The organism is Pseudomonadaceae bacterium SI-3 (assembly GCA_004010935.1).
Taxonomy (GTDB): Bacteria; Pseudomonadota; Gammaproteobacteria; order Pseudomonadales; family Pseudomonadaceae; genus Stutzerimonas.
Map to the genome: position 1 here is coordinate 2930635 of CP026511.1, position 23549 is coordinate 2954183.

Consider the following 23549-nt stretch of genomic DNA (forward strand, 5'->3'; position numbering starts at 1 on the left):
ACGCTATTTCCTTAACGTGGCGTTGAACCTTTCTTCCAAGGAGGAGAGGATTTGCTGCATCGCACCACTCACCTCGTCGTCGTTTAGAGTGCGCGAAGGGTGTTGCCAGGTCAAGCCGACTGCCACACTTTTGCTAAGAGGATCAATACCTTTACCCTGATACACATCAAATAGCTTGAGGTCCGTCAGGTTCTCGCCCGCGGCCTTACGAATGCATAGCAACACATCGGCAGCAGGAACCTCACGTGTCACCAGAATCGCCAGGTCGCGACGCACTTCAGGAAAACGGGACAGCTCACTAAAACGCGGCAGCCGGCCTTCGCTGATTTCGGCGACCAACAGCTCGAACAGATAGACGGGCTGATCTATACCCAGCGTGGCGGCCACCTCAGGATGAAGACTTCCGATATAGCCGACCAGACGCCCTTCCCGCTCGATTCGAGCAGTCTGTCCAGGATGTAGAGCAGGATGCTCGGTGGCGGCAAAGCCATAGGCGGTAGAGTCACCGGCATATCCAAGCAAGGCTTCGACGTCGGCTTTCATGTCATAGAAATCAGCTGCGGCTCTATCGTTGCCCCAACCCTCCGGCAAACGGCTGCCGGTGATGACACCGGCCAGCATCGGCTCTTGCTTCAACTGGTCAAGCTGACCGACGAAACGTAGGCCGCTCTCGAACAGACGCACCCGCGTCTGTTGTCGGTTCAGGTTGTACTGCAATGCCTTGATCAATCCTGGCCATAGCGTCGCGCGCATCGCCGCCATGTCCGACGAGATCGGGTTTGTCAATTGCAGCGGCTCGACGCCAGGGCTGAACAGCTCGAACATTTTTGGGTCGATGAAGCTGTAGGTGATCGCTTCCTGGTAGCCACGGGCAACCAGCAAGCGGCGCAGGGCGGGCAGTTCGGCTCGGGATTCAGGGTTGGCCTCAGGCGCCAGACGTGCCTGGGGATAACGCACCGGTAAGCGGTCGTAGCCATACAGACGCCCCAACTCCTCGATCAGATCTACCTCTAGACTGATATCGAATCGGTGACTGGGAACGCTGACTTCCCATGACTCTTCGCCCTGTTCGGCAACACCCAGACCCAGAGCTGACAGCAGCGAGACGACCTGATCGCCCGCCATACTCAACCCCAGCATCTGCTCGATTCGATCCTTGCGTAGCTGAATCGGTGCAACGCGCGGGAGATCGGCGTCGCTGGCAGCTTCGATTACGGGCCCGGCGCTACCGCCGACAATATCCAACAACAGTGCAGTCGCCCGCTCCATGGCCCGGCGGGCCAGCTGAGAGTCTACCCCTCGCTCGTAACGATGCGAGGCGTCGGTATGCAAACCATAGGAGCGCGCCTTGCCGGCAAGGGCAATGGTGTCGAAGAAGGCGCTCTCCAGAAACAGATCCTGTGTTGCTGCACTCACGCCGCTGTGCTCACCACCCATGACCCCAGCGATCGCGAGGGCACGCTGATGATCAGCGATAACCAAGGTATCGCTGCGCAGGGTCACTTCCTGCCCATCGAGCAGGACGAGCTTCTCCTGATCCTCAGCCATCCGAACCCTGATGCCTCCATGGATCTCGGCCAGGTCAAACGCGTGCAGTGGCTGCCCAAGCTCAAGCATTACGTAGTTGGTGACATCTACCACCGCATCGATGCTGCGGATATCGGAACGACGCAACCGCTCGACGATCCACAGCGGAGTGGGCCGCGACAGGTCTACATCACGAATCACGCGTCCGAGATAACGCGGACAGGCTGTGGGTGCCCATACCTCGACCGGGCGTACCTCATCGTGGCTCGCAGCCACCGGAACGATATCGACTGGAGCGACCGTCGCGCCGTAGATAGCGCCTACCTCACGCGCTAGCCCTGCGACAGAGAGGCAGTCGCCACGGTTCGGCGTCAGGCCTATCTCGATGCTCGCGTCGTCCAGGCCGAGATACACTCGCAAATCGCTACCAACCGGGGCATCGCCAGCCAGCTCCATCAGTCCACTGTCGTCTGTACCAACTTGTAGCTCGGTTTCCGAGCAGAGCATGCCGTTGGACTCGACGCCGCGAAGCTTCGCTTTCTTGATCTCGAAGTCGCCCGGCAGCTGAGCGCCGATCTGCGCAAAAGGAATCTTCAAGCCCGGGCGCACGTTGGGCGCACCACAGACTACCTGAAAGGTTTCGCTGCCGTTGCTGACCTGGCAGACGCGCAGCTTGTCCGCATCCGGATGTTGCTCGGTGCTCTGCACCTCACCGACGATAACGCCACTGAACTCACCGGCCACCGGTGTGACCGCATCCACTTCGAGGCCGACCATCGACAGCCTCGCCACCAGTTCCTCACGAGAAACTTGCGGATTGACCCAAGTACGCAACCACTGCTCGCTGAATTTCATCCTGCTCTCCTAAAATTTCTTTGACTGGACTCTGGACCTAGCGAAATTGAGCTAGGAACCTCAGGTCGTTATCGAAGAACAGGCGTAAGTCGTTGACGCCATAGCGCAGCATGGCAAGCCGCTCGGCTCCCATACCGAAAGCGAAGCCCTGGTATTTTTCCGGATCGATACCGGACATGCGCAACACATTCGGATGCACCATGCCGCAGCCCATCACCTCGAGCCAGCCGGTCTGCTTGCAGACGCGACATCCCTTTCCGCTGCACATGACGCATTGCATGTCCACTTCGGCCGACGGCTCGGTAAACGGGAAGAACGAGGGCCGGAAACGGACGCCCAGCGGCTTTTCGAAGAACACCCGCAAGAACTGCTCGATGGTGCCTTTTAGATCCGCAAAGCTAATACCCTCATCGACAAGCAAGCCCTCAACCTGATGAAACATAGGCGAATGGGTGATATCCGAGTCGCATCGGTAGACACGCCCCGGGCAAACGATGCGGATGGGTGGTTGCTGCGACTCCATCGTGCGCACCTGAACGGGCGAGGTATGGGTACGCAACAGCATGTTGGCGTTGAAATAGAAGGTGTCGTGCATCGCCCGGGCAGGATGATGGCCGGGGATATTGAGCGCTTCAAAGTTGTGGTAGTCGTCTTCGACCTCCGGCCCCTCGGCAACGCTATAACCGATATGGCTGAAGAATTGTTCGATCCGCTCTAGTGTACGCGTCACCGGATGCAGCCCACCGGAGGCCTCTCCCCGACCTAGCAATGTCACATCGATCCGCTCGGCAGCGAGCTTGGCGCTCAGCGCAGCTTGCTCCAGATCCGCCTTCTTGGCATTCAGCTCATCCTGAACACGGCTCTTCGCTGCATTGATGAGCGCACCGGCTTTGGGGCGTTCATCCGCGGAAAGTTTGCCCAGGGTCTGCATGACTTGGGTCAGCTCGCCTTTCTTGCCGAGATACTGAACCCGGATCTGCTCCAGGGCGTTGATGTGTTGGCTATGTTGCACCGCCTCAAGCGCTTGCGAGACCAGTGCATCCAGGTTTTCCATGTACAACCTCCAGAGGTTCTTGCAGAACCGCACCAGACGATCAGCGCTTAGGCTTTACGCGAGGTGCATTTTTGCAAATGCCCCTTCAGATACGAAATAGGGGAAGAGCACAAGGCTCTTCCCCTATCGGTGACGCTACGAATCCGAAGATTCGATTGTCGATGGGCTTAGGCCAGAGAAGCTTTGGCTTTTTCGACAATTGCAGCAAAAGCTGCTTTTTCATTCACTGCCAACTCGGCCAGGACCTTACGATCGATCTCAATGGCTGCTTTTTTCAGACCAGCAATGAAACGGCTGTAGGACAGACCATTTACACGAGCGCCGGCGTTGATACGAGCAATCCACAGAGCGCGGAACTGACGCTTCCGCTGACGGCGGTCACGGTAGGCATATTGGCCAGCCTTGATTACCGCCTGCTTGGCAACACGGAACACTCTTGAACGAGCGCCATAGTAGCCTTTAGCGAGTTTCAGAATTTTCTTGTGACGGCGACGAGCGACGACGCCACGCTTAACACGAGCCATGAGTTATTCCTCTGAGTCTTGACCGAATTAACGAACGCGCAGCATGCGCTCTACTTTTGCTTTGTCGGCCGGGTGCATCAGAGATGTACCACGCAGCTGACGCTTACGCTTGGTAGACATTTTGGTCAGGATGTGGCTTTTGAAAGCGTGCTTGTGCTTGTAGCCATTCGCCGTCTTTTTGAAGCGCTTTGCAGCGCCACTTTTAGTCTTCATCTTTGGCATGTTCGGTACTCCACAGTGTGGGTGATTTCAAATAACCGCAAGGCCTGCCAGTGCCCTGGTGGTTACTTCTTTTTCTTGGGAGCGATGACCATGATCAGCTGGCGTCCTTCCATCTTTGGATGCTGTTCGACCGAACCGTACTCCACGAGATCAGCCTCGACCCGCTTCAACAGTTCCATCCCCAGCTCCTGATGCGCCATCTCACGACCGCGGAATCTCAACGATACCTTGGCCCTGTCCCCTTCACTCAGGAAACGAACCAGGTTGCGTAGCTTGACCTGGTAGTCCCCTTCTTCCGTCCCTGGACGAAACTTTATTTCTTTAACCTGAATCTGCTTCTGGTTCTTCTTCGCTGCAGCAACCTGCTTCTTCTTTTCGAAGAGGTGCTTGCCGTAATCCATGATCCGGCACACAGGAGGAACCGCATCGGCGGAAATTTCCACCAGATCCAGCTTGGCTTCTTCAGCTATACGAAGCGCTTCATCAATCGAGACGATGCCAACCTGCTCGCCATCAGCACCAATCAAACGGACCTCACGAGCCGAGATATTCTCGTTGATCGGGGCCTTGGGTGCAGCTCGTTTATCCTGTCTCATTTCACGCTTAATAGTCATTACTCCAATTCTTGGCGACCACGCCGGGAAACCGCTTGTGTCAGCAGCTGCGCGAAGTCATCCAAGGGCATGGAGCCCAGATCGACGCCTTCACGGGTGCGCACAGCAACGGCTCGTGTCTCTACTTCCCGATCTCCGATAACCAAGAGATAGGGAACCTTGAGCAAGGTATGCTCGCGGATTTTAAAGCCGATCTTTTCGTTTCTCAAGTCGGACTTGGCACGGAAGCCGCTTTGGGTAAGTGTTTTCTCCACTTCCTGTGCGAAATCAGCCTGCTTATCGGTGATATTCATGACCACAGCTTGCGTCGGAGCCAGCCAGGCCGGGAACGCGCCCTCATAGTGCTCGATAAGAATACCTATAAAGCGCTCGAACGAACCAAGGATCGCGCGATGCAGCATGACTGGAGTTTTTCGACTGTTATCCTCCGCCACGTAACTCGCATCGAGACGCTGGGGCATGTTCGGATCGTACTGCAAGGTGCCGCACTGCCAGGAACGACCCAGGCAGTCGAGCAACGTGAACTCGATCTTCGGACCGTAGAACGCACCCTCCCCCGGCAAATACTCCCAAGGCAAACCAGCCGCATCCAGCGCACCTGCCAAGGCTGCTTCGGCGCGATCCCAGAACGCATCGTCTCCGACGCGCTTCTCAGGCCGCGTTGACAACTTCAATTTGATGTCACTGAAACCGAAATCAGCATAGACCTGCATGGTCAGCCTGATGAAATCAGCTGCCTCAGCACTGACCTGCTCCTCAGTGCAGAAAATGTGCGCGTCATCCTGGGTAAAACCCCGGACACGCATGATTCCGTGCAGCGCACCAGAGGGCTCGTTGCGGTGGCAAGAGCCAAACTCTGCAAGACGCAGCGGCAGCTCACGGTAACTTTTGAGCCCCTGATTGAACACCTGAACGTGACAGGGACAGTTCATAGGCTTGATCGCGTAATCGCGGCTTTCCGACTCAGTGGTAAACATGTTTTCAGCGTAGTTACCCCAGTGCCCGGATCTCTCCCACAGGCTGCGATCTACAACTTGCGGTGTTTTGATCTCTTGGTAGCCGTTCACACGCTGCACGCCGCGCATGTACTGTTCAAGCACTTGGTAGATGGTCCAGCCATTCGGGTGCCAGAACACCATGCCAGGCGCCTCTTCCTGGGTATGGAAGAGATCAAGGCGCTTGCCAATCTTGCGATGATCGCGCTTTTCGGCTTCTTCAATTCGCTGAATGTAAGCAGCGAGCTGCTTCTTGTCCGCCCAGGCAGTGCCGTAGACGCGCTGAAGCTGTTCATTCTTCGCATCGCCACGCCAGTAGGCACCGGACAACTTGGTCAGCTTGAATGACTTGAGGAAACGAGTATTTGGCACATGCGGACCACGACACATGTCGACGTATTCTTCGTGGTAGTAGAGACCCATGGCCTGCTCGTCAGGCATGTCATCAACCAGACGTAGCTTGTAGTCCTCACCACGCGACCGGAATACTTCGATAACCTCAGTACGAGGCGTAACCTTTTTGATCACATCGTATTCGGTATCAATCAACTGCTTCATGCGCTGCTCGATAGCAGCCATATCATCCGGGGTAAACGGCCGCTCGAAGGCGATATCGTAATAGAAACCTTCGGCAATGACCGGACCAATAACCATCTTCGCAGTTGGATAGAGCTGCTTGACAGCGTGACCAACCAGGTGAGCGCAGGAGTGGCGGATGATCTCCAGCCCCTCTTCATCCTTCGGCGTGATGATCTGCAGGCTCGCATCGGTCTCGATCAGGTCACAGGCATCAACCAGACGACCATTGACCTTACCGGCAAGAGTCGCCTTGGCTAAACCGGCGCCAATGGATTGCGCCACTTCAGCAACGGAGACCGGTTGATCGAACGAACGCTGACTGCCGTCAGGAAGAGTAATGGTGGGCATGGCGCCTCCTCTCCTAGTGGTGACCCCTACCAAAGGCCACATGGGTTGGGATGAGCCAGGAAAGCGACCCGCCGAATAACCTGCCGCACATTGGCAGGAGCCCTAAGGCGATCGAGACGGACCGAAGTCACTGGAAATACGGGAGCGCGGATGCTTTCAGAAAGCCGCCGCACTGACAAGCAAGGCATAAAAAAAGGGTCGCTAGCGCGACCCTTTTCGGAATTGGTAGGCACAATTGGATTCGAACCAACGACCCCCACCATGTCAAGGTGGTGCTCTAACCAACTGAGCTATGTGCCTCCGATGGACGCGCATTCTAGAGACTCGCCTGAAAGAGTCAAGCGCTTTTTCGCTAAGCCACTGATATTTGTAATTTTTGGCCTAACGAATAGGAACCTAATGCTGCTATAGCGCGCGCAGCACTCTCGAGATAGCATCGGCGTCAAGTATTTACAACAGGACAACCATAATGTCGCACACCTCATACCCGGCGTCCTATTACGCGGCCTCAGCGAACCCGGCTCCAGTTCGCACCCCCCTGAAAACCGACATTGAGACGGATGTCTGCATAATCGGCGCTGGCTATACCGGGCTGTCGACAGCGCTGTTCCTTCTCGAGCAAGGATTTCGCGTCGTCGTACTGGAGGCCGCCAAGGTCGGCTTTGGCGCCTCCGGACGCAATGGCGGGCAGATCGTCAACAGTTACAGCCGCGATATCGACACAGTCGAGCGCACTGCCAGTGCTGAAGCTGCACGGCTAATCGGGGCCATGGCTTTCGAGGGTGGGCGCATCATCCGCGAGCGAGTGGCACGTTATGGCATCGACTGCGATCTGAAAAGCGGAGGCGTATTTGCCGCATTCAATATCAAGCAGATGCACCATCTCGAGTCGCAAAAAGCGCTCTGGGAGCGTTACGGCTACGATCAACTTGAGATGCTCGACCACGTCGGCATCAGAAAGGTTGTTGCGTGCGAGCGATACGCAGGCGGACTGCTGGATCATGGCGGCGGCCACATCCATCCGCTCAACCTTGCACTAGGCGAAGCAGCAGCCGTCGAATCGCTGGGCGGCGTGATCCACGAACAAACCCCTGCAGTCCGTATCGATCGAGGAAGCAATCCGCGTGTTCATACTCAGCACGGCCAAGTGACCGCGAAGTTCGTCGTCGTTGCGGGAAATGCCTATCTCGGAGGACTGATTCCGGAATTGGCAGCTAAATCCATGCCCTGCGGAACCCAAGTGATTGCTACAGAGCCCCTCGACCCTGAGTTAGCAGCGGCCCTGCTCCCACAAGACTACTGCGTAGAAGACAGCAACTACCTGCTCGACTACTTTCGGCTATCCGCCGACAAGCGGCTGATCTATGGCGGTGGAGTGGTCTACGGCGCGCGCGATCCAGCCGATATTGATTCGATCATCCGACCGAAAATGCTCAAAACCTTCCCTCAACTCGAACACATCAAGACGGATTTCGCCTGGACCGGCAACTTTCTGATGACACTATCGCGCTTACCGCAAGTCGGCCGACTCGGCGATAACATTTATTATTCCCAAGGCTGCAGCGGTCATGGTGTCACCTACACCCATGTCGCCGGGAAAGTTATCGCCGAAGCACTACGGGGCCAGGCAGAGCGATTCGACGCCTTTGCCAGCTTGCCGCATTACCCCTTTCCTGGTGGTCAGAAGTTCAGCGCGCCAATAAGTGCGCTCGGTGCGCTCTATTACAGCCTGCGCGATAGGATCGGCTTCTGACGCATCACTGAACGGGGCAAGCTGGAGCGGCCTCACAGGCGCCAGGCTCGTCCGGCCCTGGGGGTAGCTCTGCTCTGAATCGGCGGTCCTTCGGCGCCAGCTGCACCGCGCACGCCTGGGATGCAGATGCCTGAATACGGCATCCCCGCTCCGCCATCACCTGCGAAAGGTTGAACCAGGCAGGTGCGAAAGAGTTGTCACGCTGAACACTGGTCCGCAGGGCTTGCTCCGCAGCATGCCCGTCGCCTAGCGCGTACCGAGCATTGGCGAGCACGAACCATGACAAGCCACTAGACCAATGTTGCGCAGCCGTTTCATAAGCGTTCAAAGCCGCACCATCACGCCCGATTTGCTCAAGATCGTTCCCAGCCTTCAGCCAGACAGCTTCCTGCGCAGTACGAGGCAACTGATCGGGCGAAACCGTCACCACAGCCCAACGCTTGCCCTTGGCCCAGCTTCGCTCGAACTGGCGAAAAGTTCCGGTCCAGCGTCGAGTAGTCCCGGAGCGCAGCACGAGGGTCTGCGTCGCCAGGTCATACCCCACCACCACCGCAAAATGCCATTGAGGCCAGCGATCAAAGGCAAGGTTCTGCAGCACCAGAACAGGATTTCCAGCTGCCACTTCGGTCAGCACCGCTTCAAGCCGGGGCTCTAACGGATAAACCAGCAAATCGTGAGCCCTGGCAGCCGCAACCATTTCAACCTGCAGGCTGCCCTTGCGCTGCGGAAGATAAACCCGCTCGACTAGCTGCTCCGGCCGGGTAGCGATGCCACGCTGGGTAAGCATAGTCGCGAGCGCAGCAGGCCCGCATTGATAGTCTTCTTGCGGAAAGAATGGAACTTCGTCCAACTCAATCTGCTCGGGGAGACCCGCGACTCCAACCGGGACGATCGGCGCTCGCGCACACGCCCCGAGAAGGAGTACGGCAAACAGCAATAGCAGTCGCTGCATTAACGGTTGATGCAGTTGACGAAGTTAAAGATGTTCGTAGCGCACAGGAGGTCGGTCACGATGAAGATGACGAGAAACAGCACGATAATCCCAACCACCCCTGCACCGGCCGGCGCTTGATCCAGTTGCTGATTGAACTGTGCAAGTTCTGCAGGTGTCAGGCTGTTGATTCGCTGCTCGACCTGATCCTGCTCAACGCCCATTGAGACTAGTTTTTTCTGGACGTCTTGATTCTCAAGCATTGTCAGCAATTGCTGGCGATCTACCTGCTGCTGTTGTTCGGCAATTATTTCCGCACTGCCGATCATTGCCGCCTGGGCCAGTGGAATCTGTGCGAACAGCATGAAATGCATCGCTGCTAAAAGGGTGGCAACACGCTTCATCACGGACGAGTTAAACATGGCGGAATTCCTTGATTTTTGTTTGCGGCCAGTGCGGTGCGCAATGTGCCTTCAACAGTAAGACGGGGCGACTGTTCCGCCAGTTCCCTTTGCCCGCGGTGGTTTGCGCCAGCGGCTCGACTGGATTTGCGGACTCGTGACTGTTATCAACAACGTCAAAACCGAAGGAGACCGATATGAACATTGTACCCATAGCTGCTCTGATGGCATGCAGCGCCATCCTAACTGGCTGTCAGCCGCCATTCGGCACCGTGCAACCGACAAGAAGCAATGCCGGTAAATGCGATGCTTCTCCTATCCAGACGCTTATTGGGGAGCAGGCCAGCCCGGAGCTTCTCGATCAGGCCCGACGAAAAAGCAAGGCCGCCATTGCTCGAATCGTTCGACCGGGAGACGTTGTGACAATGGAATACAACGCTCAGCGGCTAACCCTGACGACAGACGAATCGCTTGAAATTCTACGAGTCAGCTGTGGTTAAGCAAAACCGCTACTGGCCGCAAAAGATCCGAAAGCCTTTCGGATCCTGGCAGTAAAACGACACGGGGCGCAGGCAAGGCCAACCGTTACACCTATAAATCTACCCAATCAATGTGCCATTGCCCTGCGTGCCAGCAGGTGGCTCGCGGAAAACGACTTTGGCGGAGCCAACAAGAAATACAGGTCGTACCGCTTGATGATCATCTGAGCCAGCAAGGGCGCGACAAGCCCGATCAAGGTTCCGACAATCAAATGGACAGCTATGGAGTCGATGCCCATAAAGCTGCCAAGGACCACTCGGATACCGCTCCCCGCCAGAATATGCATCAGGTAGATCGTCATGGATGAGGCGCCAATGAATAGCAGCCAGCCCATGCGAAACCGGCCGAGCCACATCGAAAGGGCGATCACGAACAGGATCGAAACAGTCGCCAGCGCAAGCACCGACAAGCCGCCCACCTCCCAATTCAAGCCGAACGTTACGTGAAACAGGTACTGCCCAATTAGAAATGACGCCCCGAGCAACAAGGTGAGAGGGACATACCGGGCAAGGAAGTACGCCTTGATCTCGTTGAACCAAATACCGAGCGCAAAGAACACAGCATTGCCGAAGATAAACTTGCCGATACTGCCGACAGCCAGATCTTGACTGAGCACATAAAGCACACCGAAGACCAGCAAAAGCGGCAGAAAGTAACGACGGTCGGTCTTGGCGTAAACCAAGGAGCAGACAACGAAGACCAGGAACAGCGCATAGAGGAACCAGAACTGAGCCCGTGGCGACCAGAGCAACGAGAACACCTCCCCTAACGTCACATCACCGTTCGTGTAGTTTGATAGCACGACCTCTACCACGCCCTGCAACAAAGACCACACGATGAAGGGGTAAACAATGGTATCGATCTTGTTCACGACCAGTCCGGTTTTCCCTCGCTTAACCAGTGAGTCGTAAAAGAACAAACCCGACAGGAAGAAAAACAGTGGCATGTGGAAGCTATAGATGACGCTATCGACGAGAAGATACTTGTCTTGATCCATCGACAAACCGGCGTTGAAGACTCCACGCGCGACATGTCCGTAGACCACCAGAATGATCCCAATGGCTTTGGCGTAATCGACCCAGGCATTTCTCTCCTGCATCATATTTCTCCTTGGTTATGGGCAATACCAGACACATCACAGCCAGAGTTGGCAAAGACGGGAAAGGTAGACAGTAAAAAATCCGATCAGTTTGTCGCCGGCAGCGAGGGGCGACGATGTCCGACGTAATGCCTTGAGCCTTGGGGTCACGGCAGACATCCGGTCCATTGCTGATTCAGCCATTAACTAAGGGCCACTCGACGTAAAATTCACTGAGTACAGCATTGCCCAAACGATGCAGACTGGTAGCTCTCAAGACTCCCATTCACCGAGGCTGCAGACGAGGGCGCCTGAAGCTAAATCCTGCCTACCCCGCCCTCCCTTTTCGTTCGATATCCAACAGAACGACGACCGATTAGGTCATCGCGTCCCCCACCTTACGGTTGTTGGATACTGCGACCGGGTGTTATAGACAGAATTTTGAAGGAGCATTCGATGGTTCAAGGCAGGTTTGCGAATTGCTCGATTCTGCTGTTGGCGGGCGGGCGAGGACAGCGCATGGGCGGGCGAGACAAGGGGCTCGTAGACTGGCACGGCAAGCCCCTTTTGGCGTGGCCGCATCGCATAGCTCGCCCCCTGACGGATGATCTCCTTATTTCTTGCAACCGCAACCAAACGCGTTACGCCGCTTTTGCCGACCGGCTGGTTAATGACGATGAGCCGGATTTTCCGGGACCGCTTGCAGGCATACGAGCCGGGCTCGCAGCGGCTTACCACCATTGGATGATGGTGCTGCCCTGCGACGCACCCCTGATAGACGAAGCATTACTAAGACAACTGTACGAAACGGCACAACAAGACCCCGACACGCCTTTGATGACTCGAAGAGGCGCACAGTGGGAACCATTGTTCTGCATCATCCCGGTCAAACTTGCCCCCGCTATCGAGGCCGCCTGGCAAATGGGCGAACGAAGCAATTTGAAGGCGCTACTGACGCTGCAAGTGCGCGCCCTTGATCTCCATCCAGACGACCCGCGCCTGGCCAATCTAAACTCACCGGAGCTGCTTTCGCAGCAGGCGCCTCCAGAGGGAACTTAGGCGCGTCAAACGCCGTCACAGACGCAACTACAGAGGAGTTTCAATATGCGTACAATTACCGGGCCCGCCTTGGCCGCCCTGGTCGGAATGACCCTCCTTACCGGTTGCTCGAGCCCCAGCGTCATCACGCTCAACGACGGTCGCGAAATTCAAACGCTGGACCAGCCTGAATATGACGACGAAGCAGGCTTCTATGAATTTGAAGGCATTGACGGGAAACCGGGCAGAGTAAATAAGGATCAGGTTCGCACCGTCCAAGAGCTCTAGCTCACCGCTCTTACGGGCGACGCATCATCCTTGGCACTGGTGAAAAAGCCTTCGCTAGACGCTTGTGAAGCAAAACTTTTTATGTAAAATGCGCGCCATCTTCGGAGCGTAGCGCAGCTTGGTAGCGCGTCTCGTTCGGGACGAGAAGGTCGCTGGTTCGAATCCAGTCGCTCCGACCAAAATCCCGCTCAGGCTTATATCAGTCTTGAAAAAAACCGGCCCTATGGCCGGTTTTTTTTGCTTTGAACCATAAGGCATTGCCTAGGTTTACCTCCCTCGCCCCTTTTGATATCGATTCGTCACGGCTGACTCGGGCTCATCCACCACGCTTCATCGAAGCTAGCGTACGCTAGCTCCGCAAGAACCAAACGACTTGCTCTACCTCGAACGGCCAATCCAGTTCAGCGCCCGTGTCGACACGACGGAGCACGGGTATACGAAGGCCATAGCTGTCAAACCAATCCGGACGCTCCGCTATATCCAGCAGTTCAACTAGCAACCCATTCTCTACGAGCGGCAGCACTACCGCCTCGGCTTGCTCACACAGGTGGCAACCCAGCGTTCCGAATAGCTGACATTCTGGAAGATACATAGTCAGGAGCTCATTAAGGGGCAGCGCAATTCTAGCAGGCCCGTCACGATGCAGCAGACCGCCCACAGCGTCTCGTTCTCTGGACCTAGTCCGAATAAAAAAGTGTGACCTTGAACCCACTCAAACAACGGTTTGATTTTGCGAATCGACGCGACGCTGGCAAACGGCTAGGATGCGGCAGCCCAAGCGACCCCAGAGCCGCAGGGCCGGAGGCTTAGGCACGCATCGGTAGTATTTCTGGCCGGCGTTTAATTGGTCAGAAACAGCTATCAGAAGAGCTACCAACGCCCCACACTTAAGCCTTAAAGACTAAGGTCTAAAGGCTCAAATACTGAGGTAGTGTTTTATTACACGGCGCCAAAGAGCGACTTCAGAGCATCATCCAACGAGGAGAAATAAGAAATGCTCAAGACCCCAATCGCCCGGGGCGTGGCCCTTGCCACTCTGGGAGCAACACTGGCTATTCCAACCATGGCTCAGGCTGCGTTCGTTGAGGACACCAAGGCTGGTTTGGAACTGCGTAACTTCTACATGAATTCTGACAACCGTTCCGTTCCTTCCTCGTCTCAATCGAAGAGTGAAGAATGGGCGCAGGGCTTTTTGCTGAGAGCAGAGTCTGGCTATACAGAAGGCACGGTCGGTTTCGGCGTAGACGCACTAGGCCTCCTGGGTGTGAAGTTGGATTCCGGACGCGGGCGTACTGGGACCGGGCTACTGCCTACTGATAACGACGGTTCTGCTCCAGATGAATATTCTGAACTGGGACTCACAGCCAAAGCTAAGATCTCCAGCACCGTATTGAAAGTCGGCACGCTTGAACCGAAGAATATGGCAGTTGCACGGAGCGATTCTCGCTTGCTGCCGCAGACTTTCAAGGGCGGCCAGCTAATCTCGCAAGAAGTGAAAGGATTGACAGTTGACCTAGGCTATCTAACCGAAGTGAATGAGCGAAACGACTCACACTACGAGGATCTCAAAGGCGCTTTGAAAGGCGGCACCACCGCCAACGATATAGACAATTTTATCTTTGCTGGCGCTAGCTACAAGCTGTTAGACAACCTCACCGGCAGCTACTACTACAGCAATCTGGAAGAAGCCTACAAGCAGCACTCGTTCAACCTCGTTCACGTGCAGCCGCTTGGAGAAGGTCAGTCACTGAAAACTGATCTTCGTTATGCCCGTTCTAGCGATGACGGCTCTTCAACAGTTGACAACAAAGCGTTAGGTGGAATGGTGACCTACTCGGTTAGCGGCCACAGCTTCGGTCTTGCCTATCAGGAAATGAAAGGCGACACCGGCTTTGCTTACCTGAGCGGTACAGACCCATTTCTCGTCAATTACGTTATGATCGCTGCGGATTTTGCTAACGCGAATGAAGAGTCTTGGCAGGCTCGTTATGACTATAACTTCGCTGCGATCGGGATTCCTGGCCTGACCTTTATGACCCGCTATGTAACCGGCGACGACTTCGGCGCAGGTGGCAATGGTAAGGAATGGGAGCGCGATACAGATATCGCCTATGTCTTCCAGGAAGGCGCCCTGAAGAACCTGGGCGTGAAATGGCGTAACGGTACTTATCGCAGCAATAGCACTCGCGATATCGATCAGAACCGCCTGATCGTCAGCTACACTATCCCGCTGATGTAATAGCGGCTGCAGCGTGAAAACGCAGTAGAGAGGGAAACCCGCTTCGGCGGGTTTTCTTTTTGCTGGTCTTTTCTCATGCTGCGGAGCCATTGTGAACTTCGGATAAATGGATGCTCCAAGCGCTTTCAACCGAAACGGGAACCTTGCACCGCCTGCACGCTCGAAACCCTAAGCACCGGGACCTATCGTCCCTGCGAGACTCAAGAGGAACTGCAGATGTCTACCGAATCGACTTTCGGCACCAGCGACAACACGCCAATCCCTGACGGAACAACCGAAACCCACAACTCGTCCCTGATCGATAAGCCCGCTCATCGTCGCAATCTGCAGGCAGCTCAGAATGCGCTCATCGAAGAATTCCATACCCTCATAGGCGATACCGAGCGCCTGTTGAAACACACGCAGGATACTGCCGGCACCCAGACTGAAGAGCTCCGCGGTAAGATCAACGCCAACCTCAGTCGGGCCCGCCAGATGCTTAAGGATCAGGAAGGTACCCTGAAGGAACAGGGCCAGGCCGCCATCCAGTGCACCGAGGAGTATGTTCATACTCACCCATGGCAATCGATCGGTATTGCGGCGGGAGTTGGCTTTCTCTTCGGCCTGATTACCCGCCGCTAATAATGTGGGGAACGGATCCAATGGAAACCAGACACGCTGAAGACGCCCCTGCGCCGTCCATCAAGAAGATGGGCAGCGCGGTTGCAGGCCTCGTACAAGGGCATCTGGAGCTCATCGGAATTGAGATTCAGGAAGAGCGGGCGCGGGTCTTCAAGCTGTTTCTTCTGGCCAGTCTCAGCTTGATCCTTGGGTTGCTGATTCTCGTTGGGCTGTCGGCGGCAATTGTGATCGCCTTTTGGGACAGCAACCCTATCGCGGCGATTCTGGTTCTCTGCGCTATTTATGCGGTTGTACTGGCCGTCTGCATCAGCCGCGCCATACGTCTCGCCAAAGAAAGCGTCTCGCCTTTTCAAGCGACGGTCGAAGAATTGGCCCGCAACCGGGAGCGTTTACTGCCATGAGCCTTCCACTCAGCAGCTCCGGCGATCTAGCCATGCGTAAGGACCTGGTTCGCTTGCGCATGGAAATGAACCGCCAACAAGTCCTGTATCACTCACAGCCGTTAGTCCACCCTTTCCAACGATTCAAGGGAATGGTCGCGAGCCGTGGCACGACCTCGGAGCACCATAGTGGGAAAGGCCCACTGATGATTGCCGCGACTGTGGGGCTTACCCTCTTCGGCCGTCGACTGGGCAAGGTCGGCAGACTGGCCAGGGTAGGCATAATGCTCTACCCCCTGATCCGCAGGCTGCGGCACTAGACGTAGAAATGGTCTTTGTGCGTGACTCAGGTGATACGCCTCCCAGCTAAATGCTGATGGTCTCGCGGCCAGCAACTCCTGTAGGCTGGCAGCCTTCTACAGGAATGGTTATCAGGCTGCTCAGTTGTGCGTACAGAGGAATCTGATCCGCTGAGCAAGCCTCCCCCACTGGCGACATCAAGGAGGTTGCTCTTTGGACTGGCACACGCTGCTCAATCGTGAGCGGCTCGGAAAATCTGTACGTAGCAATGAAGAGCTTGGTCGGAGTCCGTTCCACAAGGACCACGACAGGATCATCTTTTCCGGTGCGTTCCGCCGGCTTGGGCGCAAAACCCAGGTGCATCCGGTATCAAGCAACGACCATATTCACACACGCCTTACCCATTCGCTGGAGGTCAGCTGCGTTGGCCGCTCGCTCGGCATGCGCGTGGGTGAAGTGCTTCGCGATGACATGCCAGAGTGGTGCAGCCCAGCAGACCTCGGCATGGTGATCCAGTCCGCCTGTTTGGCTCATGATATCGGCAATCCACCGTTCGGCCACTCCGGAGAGGATGCCATCCGCCATTGGTTTCAACAGGCTGCCGCACGCGGTTGGCTGGATGACATGAGCGATGCCGAACGCGCTGATTTTCTCAATTTCGAGGGCAACGCCCAAGGCTTCCGGGTGCTCACCCAGCTCGAGTACCATCAGTTCGACGGCGGCACGCGCCTGACCTACGCAACGCTGGGAACCTACCTCAAGTACCCCTGGACATCGCGTCATGCAGAGGCGCTTGGGTACAAGAAACACAAGTTCGGTTGCTACCAGAGCGAGCTGCCGTTACTGGAGCAGATAGCCGCTAAGCTCGGCCTTCCAAAGCTGGACGAGCAGCGCTGGGCGCGACACCCCCTGGTCTATCTGATGGAGGCTGCCGACGATATTTGCTATGGGCTCATCGATCTCGAAGATGGCCTTGAGATGGACCTTCTGGAGTATGGCGAGGTTGAAGCCCTACTTTTGAATCTGGTGGGCGATGACGTGCCTGAGACCTACCGGCAGCTGGGTCCCGAAGGCTCACGTCGGCGCAAGCTGGCGATCCTCAGGGGCAAGGCCATTGAGCATCTCACCAATGCCGCCGCGGAAGCTTTCGTCGAACAACAGCAGGCGTTGCTGACCGGTCACCTTACTGGAGATTTGGTCGAGCATATGCATGGCCCAGCCAAGCAATGCGTCCTGCAGGCCAAGGCCATGGCCCGGGAAAAGATTTTCCAAGACAAGCGCAAGACACTGCACGAGATTGGCGCCTATACGACGCTCGAAATACTGCTCAACGCGTTCTGTGGGGCAGCACTGGAGCAACACGGGGGTCGCACACTATCGTTCAAGAATCGCCGCATCTTGGATCTGCTCGGAAACAACGCACCAGATCCTGACTGGCCGCTGTATCAATCGTTTATTCGAATGATCGACTTCATCGCAGGCATGACTGACAGCTACGCGACCGAGATGGCCAGCGAAATGACCGGACGCTCGAGCCCGACGTGAGCCTGATGAAGAAGTCGCTATGGAAGTATGTCGGCTGGCAGCCTGGGCGCCCCGCCTGGGGTGCTGCCGCAGTCGCCGGTCTGGGTTGCGCCCTGCCCTTGCTGCTGGGACTGTTTAGCGGCCATCCCGGCTTCCTGTGGGCGACGGTTGGTGCATTCCAGGCGGCAAAGGCGAACCCGCTCCACCGCCTCGGCATGCTGCGAATGCTGCTCTTGATTGGGCTTGGCGCCGGTAGCGCCGGGCTCGGCTTCTGGTCAGCGACACACCCCCTGATCAGTCTCGGCCTGTTTGCCTTCTACGGCCTGTTGCTCGCATGGCTGCAACGATACGGCAGCGAGGCCGGTAAGCTCGGGATAGGTCTGGCCATCTGCTTGTGTCTGGGCCAGGGCCAGCATGGCGTTGGCGATTTCAACAATCCTCAGGCGATTGCCGCGCTGTTTGCCCTGGGCGGCCTTTGGGTCACTCTTCTAGCTTTCGGTCTTCGAGGCATGCATGGCTTGCGTATGTGGCCGTATATGCCACGACTGTTGAGCTTGTTGAAAGTGTTGCGCCGCCGAGCACGGCGCACACCCATTCGCCAGTGGCGGCTGCACGCGATTAGCTACGTCCTGGCAGCAGCGATTGGCGGTCTGATCGTAACCCTGGCAGATCTACCCCGAGGCTACTGGCTGACGCTTGCGGTGTTCACCACTCTGCAGATGGACCTTCAGCGCAGCTTCGTTCGCGCCCTGCAAGCCAGCATCGGGATCTTCTGTGCAGCGGCGGTGTTGATCTATATGGGCCACAGCCTGGCCGATCCACCCATGATGGTCATGATCATGCTGCCGTTGGTAATGCTCAGCCGGGCATTCCAGTCGCACCACTATGGGTTATTCGTTCTGCAGACAACCTTGAGCTTCGTTCTGCTGGCCGAAACGTTGGCGCAAGATTGGGGTTTGCCACAGCTGCGTCTGATCAATGCCGCCATTGGCGTGGGCGTGGCGCTGGTTGTTACCTTACTCATGTACTTACTGCGCCGGCTGGCTACCCGGATTGCGTTGCGCAAATCCAGGCATCCAGCCGCAACCGATCAGGGCAGGGATGATTCGATCACGCCTTAGCGTTGATCTCGTTTTCCGGATACCAAACGTCCATCAACGGGCTCACGTTGAATTCGGACAGCTCTTCACGGCCCTTGAGCCAAGCCTCTACCTGACCGCGCTGCTCTTCATTGACCGAACCGCGAGTGGCCAGGCAGACGAAACCGTAATCTTCGCCGCCAATATAGCCCAGACCGTTGACCTCGATGGCTTCGTTCAGGAAGGCTTCCAGAAACGCATCGACCGCCTTGGCTTCGAGACCATCACGGTAGGTCAGACTGACCTCGAAACCCAATTCCTGGAATTCATCGACACAAAGTTTTTTGCGCAAACGACGCGAGCGATTGGTAGCCATTGATTCGGTCCTTACATAACGATAATAACGGCGCGCACTCTAACAGCAACGGACGGCTAGTGCGATTGCCGGGCCGGCCTGCTAGACCAATATTTCCAAAACAACGACAGCTCGCTAAGTCTTTATTTGCAGGGAAGGGAGCCAGACGTCTACGCTTGTCGGATGAGAAGCACGTCACTTCTCGGACGTGGGCATAATGGCCCGCCATTCTTCCCTGAACGCTGTAGGGAACCTGTATGTCATTGATCTCGAGTCTGTCTGCCCCAGCCAATCGGAGCGGCGCGATTAGCCAGTTCCTCTCCCGTGTCGCCGCTGCCGCGCTAGCGCTGCCGCTGGCGTTTCCCGCCTTCGCCGAAACCGTCAATCAGACCTTACCGCCCCGCGTGGCGCAGGCGCTCAAGGCAAACAAGATCGAGAACAGCGCGCTATCCGTCGTCATGCTACCGCTCAACGGTACCGGATCACCGACGTTCGTAAATGCGGACGTCTCGGTTAACCCAGCCTCGACCATGAAGCTGGTCACGACGTACGCCGCGCTGGAACTACTGGGTCCTAACCACCAGTGGAAGACAGAGTTCTATGCTGACGGACCGGTCGAGAACGGCACGCTAAATGGCAACCTTTACCTCAAGGGCGGCGGTGATCCGAAGCTCAACATGGAAAAGCTCTGGTTGTTGCTGCGAGACCTGCGAGCCAACGGCGTAGAGACCGTTACGGGCGATCTTATCCTCGACCGCAGCCATTTCGTGCAACCGACGTTGCCGGTCTTCGACGACGATGGCAATGACAAGAACAAGCCTTTCCTGGTCGGACCAGATGCACTCTTGGTCAACCTCAAGGCACTTCGCTTCATCGCCCGCAACGATGACGGCAACGTCAAAGTCTTGGTCGAGCCGCCAATTGCCACCGTTCAGATCGACAATCGCATTCAGGCATTGCCAAAAGCCAAATGCCCGGGCTGGCCCGACATCCGCTACAACCCGATCGAAAACGGTAATGGGGTAACCGTGGTCGTCACCGGCAAGCTGCCGGCTGGATGCAGCGGACAGACTTACCTCTCAGTACTCGACCACCAGCGCTATGCCGCCGGTGCGGTACGGGCGATCTGGAAGGAGCTTGGCGGCACTATTCTCGGCGGGGATCGAGTAGCGCCAGTGGCCAAGGATGCAAAAATGATTGCACGAGCCTACTCGCCAGATCTGGTTGAGATCATTCGCGACATCAACAAGTACAGTAACAACACCATGGCAAGGCAGTTGTTCCTGAGTTTGGGCGCCGAATTCCGTAACGGAGCGGATGCAGATGATTCCATGGCCGCGCAGCGGGTCATCCGGCAGTGGCTGGCGAAAAAGGGTTTGATTTCGCCGCACTTGGTCATCGAGAACGGATCCGGCCTGTCGCGGGCCGAACGCGTCAGCGCACGCGAATTGGCCAGCCTGCTACAAGCCGCTTGGAAAAGCCCATACGCGGCAGAGTTCATATCATCCATGCCGCTGGCCGCAGTGGACGGCACCATGCGCAAGCGCCTGCGCAATACAGGGGTTGCCGGCAAGGCGCATGTCAAGACCGGAACGTTGAACACAGTGCGTGCAATTGCAGGCTATAGCCGCGACAACGACGGCAATACCTGGGCCGTCGTCGCGATACTCAACCATCCTCGCCCGTGGGGCGCTTCCTCGGTGCTGGATCAGGTACTGGTGAGTCTGTACAACCGTCCGGCCAACGAGAATACCGCGCAACGTTAGTCAATTAAGTGCTGGCGTCGGAGGCCACCGCCGACGCTGGACTTACGGCAGCAACGCTAGGTAACCGCCGCAGGTGTCACTCGTGCGCGGCGCTGGGACCGCAACGCCGTAGCGCCCACCCCACCGTCAATCAGCGTGCCTGCAGTTCCCAAGCACGATGGATCTTGCTGTTGCGACGAAAATCCTCATCCAGTGTGGCACTGGTAATTTCCTCCACGGCGTAGCGCTCGGCCACGCCCGCGTCGAGCACGAACTTGCGGAAGTTGTTGGAAAAATACAACGTGCCGCCAGCAGCCAATCTCGCCATCGCCAGGTCGAGCAAAGCGACATGATCGCGCTGGACATCGAACACCCCCTCCATGCGCTTCGAGTTGGAGAACGTCGGCGGGTCGATAAAGATCAGATCGTATTCGCCACGATCCTCCTCTAGCCAGGCCATAACGTCAGCCTGCTCCAGACGTTGTCGATCTGACAGGCCATTCAGTGCCAGATTGCGTCGCGCCCAATCCAGATAGGTTTTCGACAGATCAACACTGGTCGTGCTGCGAGCGCCGCCCTTGGCCGCGTGAACGGTTGCAGTTGCGGTGTAGCAATACAGATTCAAGAAACGCTTGCCAGCCGCCTCGCGCGCGATACGTTGCCGCATCGGCCGATGGTCAAGAAACAACCCGGTATCGAGGTAGTCGGTGAGATTCACCAATAGCTTGACATCGCCCTCGGTAACTTCAAGAAAGGTTCCCTGACTGGCCTGACGCTCGTACTGCCGCGTTCCACTCTGGCGCTCACGACGCTTGACCACAACACGGTCCTGGGAAATGCCCAGCGCCTGAGGGATGGCGCCCAACGCGTCGTACAGTCGCGCCTGGGCTTTCTCAGGGTCAATCGAGCGCGGCGGCGCGTATTCCTGCACATGCACCCAGTCGCCATATAGATCGATCGCCAGGGCATACTCGGGCATGTCGGCATCGTACAGGCGGTAGCACTGGATACCTTGCTTGCGGGCCCATTTGCCCAGAAGCTTCAAATTTTTCTGCAGCCGGTTAGCGAACATCTGCCCGCCTTCACTGAGGCGCGCCAACTCCTGCACGGGTTTGTCTTCGTTCTTTGGCTCAGTAGCGGACGACCGTTGGCCAGTGACGAACTGGTCCAGTTCGACCTTTATCAACAACAATTTGCAAGGCAGCGCACCGTTCCAGAAGGCGTATTGCTTGTGGCTGCGGATGCCCATGCGCTTGCCCAGCTCCGGTGCTGAGGTCAACACCGCCGCTTCCCAGCCGAGGCACGCCTGTCGCAGTCGCTCACCGAGGTTCTGGTAGAGATAGACCAGACTCGCCTCATCGCCCAAACGCTCGCCATACGGAGGATTGCAGATGACCAGGCCTTTCTGATTCTGGTCAGGCCGAGGCTCGAACGTCGCTACATCACCCTGATAGACACGGATCCAACTCGCCAGCCCCGCTCGCTCTATATTGTTCTTCGCCGGTTGGATCAGGCGCGGGTCCGCCTCGTAGCCACGGATCCATAATGGCGGCCTGGCCATGCCCGCTTCGGCACGCGCCTGTGCTTCGGCATGCAGACGGTTCCACAGTGCCGGCACATGTCCGAGCCAGGCACTGAAGCCCCAGCGTTCGCGGCGAAGATTAGGCGCAATATCAGCCGCCATCATTGCGCCTTCGACAAGAAAGGTGCCGACGCCACACATCGGGTCGGTTAGAGCGCCGCCAGCAGCAGCGATGCGAGGCCAGCCCGCACGAATCAATACGGCGGCTGCAAGGTTCTCCTTCAACGGCGCCGCGCCCTGCTGAAGACGGTAGCCGCGCTGATGCAGGCTGTGTCCGGACAGATCCAGAGATAGCACCGCCTGCCCACGATCCAAACGAAGATGGACACGCAGGTCCGGATTCAACTTATCGACACTGGGTCGTTCGCCGGTCGCCGTACGGAGTCGATCGACGATGGCATCCTTGACCTTGAGCGCGCCGAAATGAGTATTGTCGATACCAGATCCATGACCGCTGAATTCGACCGCCAGGCTACCGGTCGCCGCGAGATGCTCCGACCAGTCGACCTGGTGCACACCTTCATAGAGCGTTTCGGCGTTGACCGTGGCGAAGCGCTCGATCACCAGCAGTACTCGGTTGGCCAGCCGAGACCAGAGGCACAACCGATAGGCAACCTCCATGCTGGCATAGCCGCGAATTGCCGCGGTTTGCTCACGCGTCTCCTCGAGCCCGAGCTCTTTGGCTTCTTCGAGCAGCAGGCCTTCAAGACCTTTGGGGCACGTGAGGATAAGTTCGTGGCGATCAGTCATAGCATGTCCAGTCAATTGTTCGATTCGGTTGGGCAGACTTCCGAATCTCGATTCGATATATCGCGCGGTTTCCGACTGTCTTTTCGTCGCGAAGCTGACGCTGCGGTACAACATTGGCAGCGCCGGGAGCGCTCCCTGCCTGCCTTATAGGCGGTGCTACGGTTTGGTGACCTACTTATTACAAAACGATCATTCCCGCTTTGCAGTCATTGGGTTAGAACTCGACT

At 56.8% G+C, this 23549-nt stretch carries 23 protein-coding genes and 2 tRNA genes; 12 read left to right on the top strand and 13 right to left on the bottom strand.

What is annotated here, in order from left to right; translation table 11 throughout:
* Nucleotides 1–3: 3 nt before the first annotated feature.
* The 7 genes from C1896_13665 to C1896_13695 all read right to left on the bottom strand — a co-directional run bounded on the left by C1896_13665 (nucleotide 4) and on the right by C1896_13695 (nucleotide 7018).
* Complete coding sequence (locus C1896_13665) at nucleotides 4–2382, bottom strand: phenylalanine--tRNA ligase subunit beta (protein AZZ45853.1); 2379 nt, start codon at nucleotides 2380–2382, stop codon at nucleotides 4–6.
* Nucleotides 2383–2419: 37 nt separating this feature from the next.
* Nucleotides 2420–3436, bottom strand: coding sequence for a phenylalanine--tRNA ligase subunit alpha (locus C1896_13670; GenBank protein ID AZZ45854.1), 1017 nt, complete (start codon nucleotides 3434–3436; stop codon nucleotides 2420–2422).
* Between the two features lie 167 nt (nucleotides 3437–3603).
* Complete coding sequence (locus C1896_13675) at nucleotides 3604–3960, bottom strand: 50S ribosomal protein L20 (protein ID AZZ45855.1); 357 nt, start codon at nucleotides 3958–3960, stop codon at nucleotides 3604–3606.
* A 27-nt stretch (nucleotides 3961–3987) separates the two neighbouring features.
* Nucleotides 3988–4182 (bottom strand): 50S ribosomal protein L35, encoded by a 195-nt coding sequence (locus C1896_13680; protein AZZ45856.1) that lies wholly within the window; start codon nucleotides 4180–4182, stop codon nucleotides 3988–3990.
* Nucleotides 4183–4244: 62 nt separating this feature from the next.
* Entirely contained in the window at nucleotides 4245–4778 is a 534-nt protein-coding gene (locus tag C1896_13685; GenBank protein AZZ47672.1) for a translation initiation factor IF-3, read from the bottom strand.
* A 17-nt stretch (nucleotides 4779–4795) separates the two neighbouring features.
* Nucleotides 4796–6718: a threonine--tRNA ligase gene (locus C1896_13690; protein ID AZZ45857.1), complete on the bottom strand. Its 1923-nt coding sequence runs from the start codon at nucleotides 6716–6718 to the stop codon at nucleotides 4796–4798.
* A gap of 223 nt (nucleotides 6719–6941) precedes the next feature.
* Nucleotides 6942–7018: transfer RNA gene (locus C1896_13695), tRNA-Val, on the bottom strand.
* Nucleotides 7019–7187: 169 nt separating this feature from the next.
* Here C1896_13695 and C1896_13700 point away from each other — a divergent pair.
* Nucleotides 7188–8471, top strand: a complete 1284-nt coding sequence (locus C1896_13700) for a gamma-glutamylputrescine oxidoreductase (GenBank protein ID AZZ45858.1) — start codon at nucleotides 7188–7190, stop codon at nucleotides 8469–8471.
* 4 nt (nucleotides 8472–8475) lie between these two features.
* Here the strand turns inward: C1896_13700 and C1896_13705 are convergent, their stop codons facing one another.
* On the bottom strand, nucleotides 8476–9423 hold the full coding sequence (locus tag C1896_13705; GenBank protein ID AZZ45859.1) for a hypothetical protein: 948 nt from the start codon (nucleotides 9421–9423) through the stop codon (nucleotides 8476–8478).
* Nucleotides 9423–9824 (bottom strand): hypothetical protein, encoded by a 402-nt coding sequence (locus tag C1896_13710; protein AZZ45860.1) that lies wholly within the window; start codon nucleotides 9822–9824, stop codon nucleotides 9423–9425. Before C1896_13710 ends, C1896_13705 begins: the two co-directional genes overlap by 1 nt.
* Before the next feature lie 176 nt (nucleotides 9825–10000).
* Here C1896_13710 and C1896_13715 point away from each other — a divergent pair, with 176 nt between their 5' ends.
* Nucleotides 10001–10303 (top strand): peptidase inhibitor I78 family protein, encoded by a 303-nt coding sequence (locus C1896_13715; GenBank protein AZZ45861.1) that lies wholly within the window; start codon nucleotides 10001–10003, stop codon nucleotides 10301–10303.
* 107 nt (nucleotides 10304–10410) lie between these two features.
* On the opposite strand, the gene C1896_13720 is transcribed toward C1896_13715, so the two are convergent.
* A complete protein-coding gene (locus C1896_13720; protein AZZ45862.1) occupies nucleotides 10411–11442 on the bottom strand; it encodes an acyltransferase in 1032 nt (343 codons plus the stop codon).
* A gap of 435 nt (nucleotides 11443–11877) precedes the next feature.
* On the opposite strand from C1896_13720, the gene C1896_13725 reads away from it, so the two are divergent.
* From C1896_13725 to C1896_13735, 3 genes are all read left to right on the top strand, one after another.
* A complete protein-coding gene (locus C1896_13725; protein ID AZZ45863.1) occupies nucleotides 11878–12480 on the top strand; it encodes a molybdenum cofactor guanylyltransferase MobA in 603 nt (200 codons plus the stop codon).
* A 45-nt stretch (nucleotides 12481–12525) separates the two neighbouring features.
* The gene (locus C1896_13730; GenBank protein AZZ45864.1) at nucleotides 12526–12747 is read left to right on the top strand and encodes a YgdI/YgdR family lipoprotein; all 222 of its coding nucleotides are present in this window, start codon (nucleotides 12526–12528) and stop codon (nucleotides 12745–12747) included.
* 102 nt (nucleotides 12748–12849) lie between these two features.
* A tRNA-Pro gene (locus C1896_13735) sits at nucleotides 12850–12926 on the top strand.
* Between the two features lie 170 nt (nucleotides 12927–13096).
* Here C1896_13735 and C1896_13740 read toward each other — a convergent pair.
* On the bottom strand, nucleotides 13097–13339 hold the full coding sequence (locus tag C1896_13740) for a glutaredoxin (GenBank protein AZZ45865.1): 243 nt from the start codon (nucleotides 13337–13339) through the stop codon (nucleotides 13097–13099).
* 402 nt (nucleotides 13340–13741) lie between these two features.
* Between C1896_13740 and C1896_13745 the strand changes: the two genes are divergently transcribed.
* The 6 genes from C1896_13745 (at nucleotide 13742) to C1896_13770 (ending at nucleotide 18932) form a co-directional block, all read left to right on the top strand.
* Entirely contained in the window at nucleotides 13742–14986 is a 1245-nt protein-coding gene (locus C1896_13745; GenBank protein ID AZZ45866.1) for an outer membrane porin, OprD family, read from the top strand.
* A gap of 216 nt (nucleotides 14987–15202) precedes the next feature.
* Entirely contained in the window at nucleotides 15203–15607 is a 405-nt protein-coding gene (locus C1896_13750; protein ID AZZ45867.1) for a DUF883 domain-containing protein, read from the top strand.
* A gap of 20 nt (nucleotides 15608–15627) precedes the next feature.
* Nucleotides 15628–16008 (top strand): hypothetical protein, encoded by a 381-nt coding sequence (locus C1896_13755; protein AZZ45868.1) that lies wholly within the window; start codon nucleotides 15628–15630, stop codon nucleotides 16006–16008.
* Complete coding sequence (locus C1896_13760) at nucleotides 16005–16307, top strand: hypothetical protein (GenBank protein ID AZZ45869.1); 303 nt, start codon at nucleotides 16005–16007, stop codon at nucleotides 16305–16307. Before C1896_13755 ends, C1896_13760 begins: the two co-directional genes overlap by 4 nt.
* Before the next feature lie 193 nt (nucleotides 16308–16500).
* Nucleotides 16501–17832 carry a deoxyguanosinetriphosphate triphosphohydrolase gene (locus C1896_13765; protein ID AZZ45870.1) on the top strand — a complete coding sequence of 444 codons (1332 nt, stop codon included), beginning with the start codon at nucleotides 16501–16503 and terminating at the stop codon, nucleotides 17830–17832.
* Between the two features lie 5 nt (nucleotides 17833–17837).
* A complete protein-coding gene (locus C1896_13770; protein ID AZZ47673.1) occupies nucleotides 17838–18932 on the top strand; it encodes an FUSC family protein in 1095 nt (364 codons plus the stop codon).
* On the opposite strand, the gene C1896_13775 is transcribed toward C1896_13770, so the two are convergent.
* Complete coding sequence (locus C1896_13775; protein AZZ45871.1) at nucleotides 18922–19266, bottom strand: DUF469 domain-containing protein; 345 nt, start codon at nucleotides 19264–19266, stop codon at nucleotides 18922–18924. The two genes, C1896_13770 and C1896_13775, sit on opposite strands and share 11 nt — an antisense overlap.
* Nucleotides 19267–19550: 284 nt before the next feature.
* Between C1896_13775 and dacB the strand changes: the two genes are divergently transcribed.
* On the top strand, nucleotides 19551–21011 hold the full coding sequence (gene dacB, locus C1896_13780; GenBank protein AZZ47674.1) for a D-alanyl-D-alanine carboxypeptidase/D-alanyl-D-alanine-endopeptidase: 1461 nt from the start codon (nucleotides 19551–19553) through the stop codon (nucleotides 21009–21011).
* Nucleotides 21012–21141: 130 nt separating this feature from the next.
* Here dacB and C1896_13785 read toward each other — a convergent pair whose 3' ends face one another.
* Nucleotides 21142–23322: a bifunctional 23S rRNA (guanine(2069)-N(7))-methyltransferase RlmK/23S rRNA (guanine(2445)-N(2))-methyltransferase RlmL gene (locus C1896_13785; GenBank protein AZZ45872.1), complete on the bottom strand. Its 2181-nt coding sequence runs from the start codon at nucleotides 23320–23322 to the stop codon at nucleotides 21142–21144.
* Between the last annotated feature and the right edge of the window lie 227 nt (nucleotides 23323–23549).

Excerpts from the sequence above, each read along its gene's own strand:
- C1896_13665 (AZZ45853.1), bottom strand. The coding sequence starts at position 2,382 with ATGAAATTCAGCGAGCAGTGGTTGCGTACTTGGGTCAATCCGCAAGTT.
- C1896_13670 (AZZ45854.1), bottom strand. The coding sequence starts at position 3,436 with ATGGAAAACCTGGATGCACTGGTCTCGCAAGCGCTTGAGGCGGTGCAA.
- C1896_13675 (AZZ45855.1), bottom strand. The coding sequence starts at position 3,960 with ATGGCTCGTGTTAAGCGTGGCGTCGTCGCTCGTCGCCGTCACAAGAAA.
- C1896_13680 (AZZ45856.1), bottom strand. The coding sequence starts at position 4,182 with ATGCCAAAGATGAAGACTAAAAGTGGCGCTGCAAAGCGCTTCAAAAAG.
- C1896_13685 (AZZ47672.1), bottom strand. The coding sequence starts at position 4,778 with ATGAGACAGGATAAACGAGCTGCACCCAAGGCCCCGATCAACGAGAAT.
- C1896_13690 (AZZ45857.1), bottom strand. The coding sequence starts at position 6,718 with ATGCCCACCATTACTCTTCCTGACGGCAGTCAGCGTTCGTTCGATCAA.
- C1896_13700 (AZZ45858.1), top strand. The coding sequence starts at position 7,188 with ATGTCGCACACCTCATACCCGGCGTCCTATTACGCGGCCTCAGCGAAC.
- C1896_13705 (AZZ45859.1), bottom strand. The coding sequence starts at position 9,423 with ATGCAGCGACTGCTATTGCTGTTTGCCGTACTCCTTCTCGGGGCGTGT.
- C1896_13710 (AZZ45860.1), bottom strand. The coding sequence starts at position 9,824 with ATGTTTAACTCGTCCGTGATGAAGCGTGTTGCCACCCTTTTAGCAGCG.
- C1896_13715 (AZZ45861.1), top strand. The coding sequence starts at position 10,001 with ATGAACATTGTACCCATAGCTGCTCTGATGGCATGCAGCGCCATCCTA.
- C1896_13720 (AZZ45862.1), bottom strand. The coding sequence starts at position 11,442 with ATGCAGGAGAGAAATGCCTGGGTCGATTACGCCAAAGCCATTGGGATC.
- C1896_13725 (AZZ45863.1), top strand. The coding sequence starts at position 11,878 with ATGGTTCAAGGCAGGTTTGCGAATTGCTCGATTCTGCTGTTGGCGGGC.
- C1896_13730 (AZZ45864.1), top strand. The coding sequence starts at position 12,526 with ATGCGTACAATTACCGGGCCCGCCTTGGCCGCCCTGGTCGGAATGACC.
- C1896_13740 (AZZ45865.1), bottom strand. The coding sequence starts at position 13,339 with ATGTATCTTCCAGAATGTCAGCTATTCGGAACGCTGGGTTGCCACCTG.
- C1896_13745 (AZZ45866.1), top strand. The coding sequence starts at position 13,742 with ATGCTCAAGACCCCAATCGCCCGGGGCGTGGCCCTTGCCACTCTGGGA.
- C1896_13750 (AZZ45867.1), top strand. The coding sequence starts at position 15,203 with ATGTCTACCGAATCGACTTTCGGCACCAGCGACAACACGCCAATCCCT.
- C1896_13755 (AZZ45868.1), top strand. The coding sequence starts at position 15,628 with ATGGAAACCAGACACGCTGAAGACGCCCCTGCGCCGTCCATCAAGAAG.
- C1896_13760 (AZZ45869.1), top strand. The coding sequence starts at position 16,005 with ATGAGCCTTCCACTCAGCAGCTCCGGCGATCTAGCCATGCGTAAGGAC.
- C1896_13770 (AZZ47673.1), top strand. The coding sequence starts at position 17,838 with ATGAAGAAGTCGCTATGGAAGTATGTCGGCTGGCAGCCTGGGCGCCCC.
- C1896_13775 (AZZ45871.1), bottom strand. The coding sequence starts at position 19,266 with ATGGCTACCAATCGCTCGCGTCGTTTGCGCAAAAAACTTTGTGTCGAT.
- C1896_13785 (AZZ45872.1), bottom strand. The coding sequence starts at position 23,322 with ATGACTGATCGCCACGAACTTATCCTCACGTGCCCCAAAGGTCTTGAA.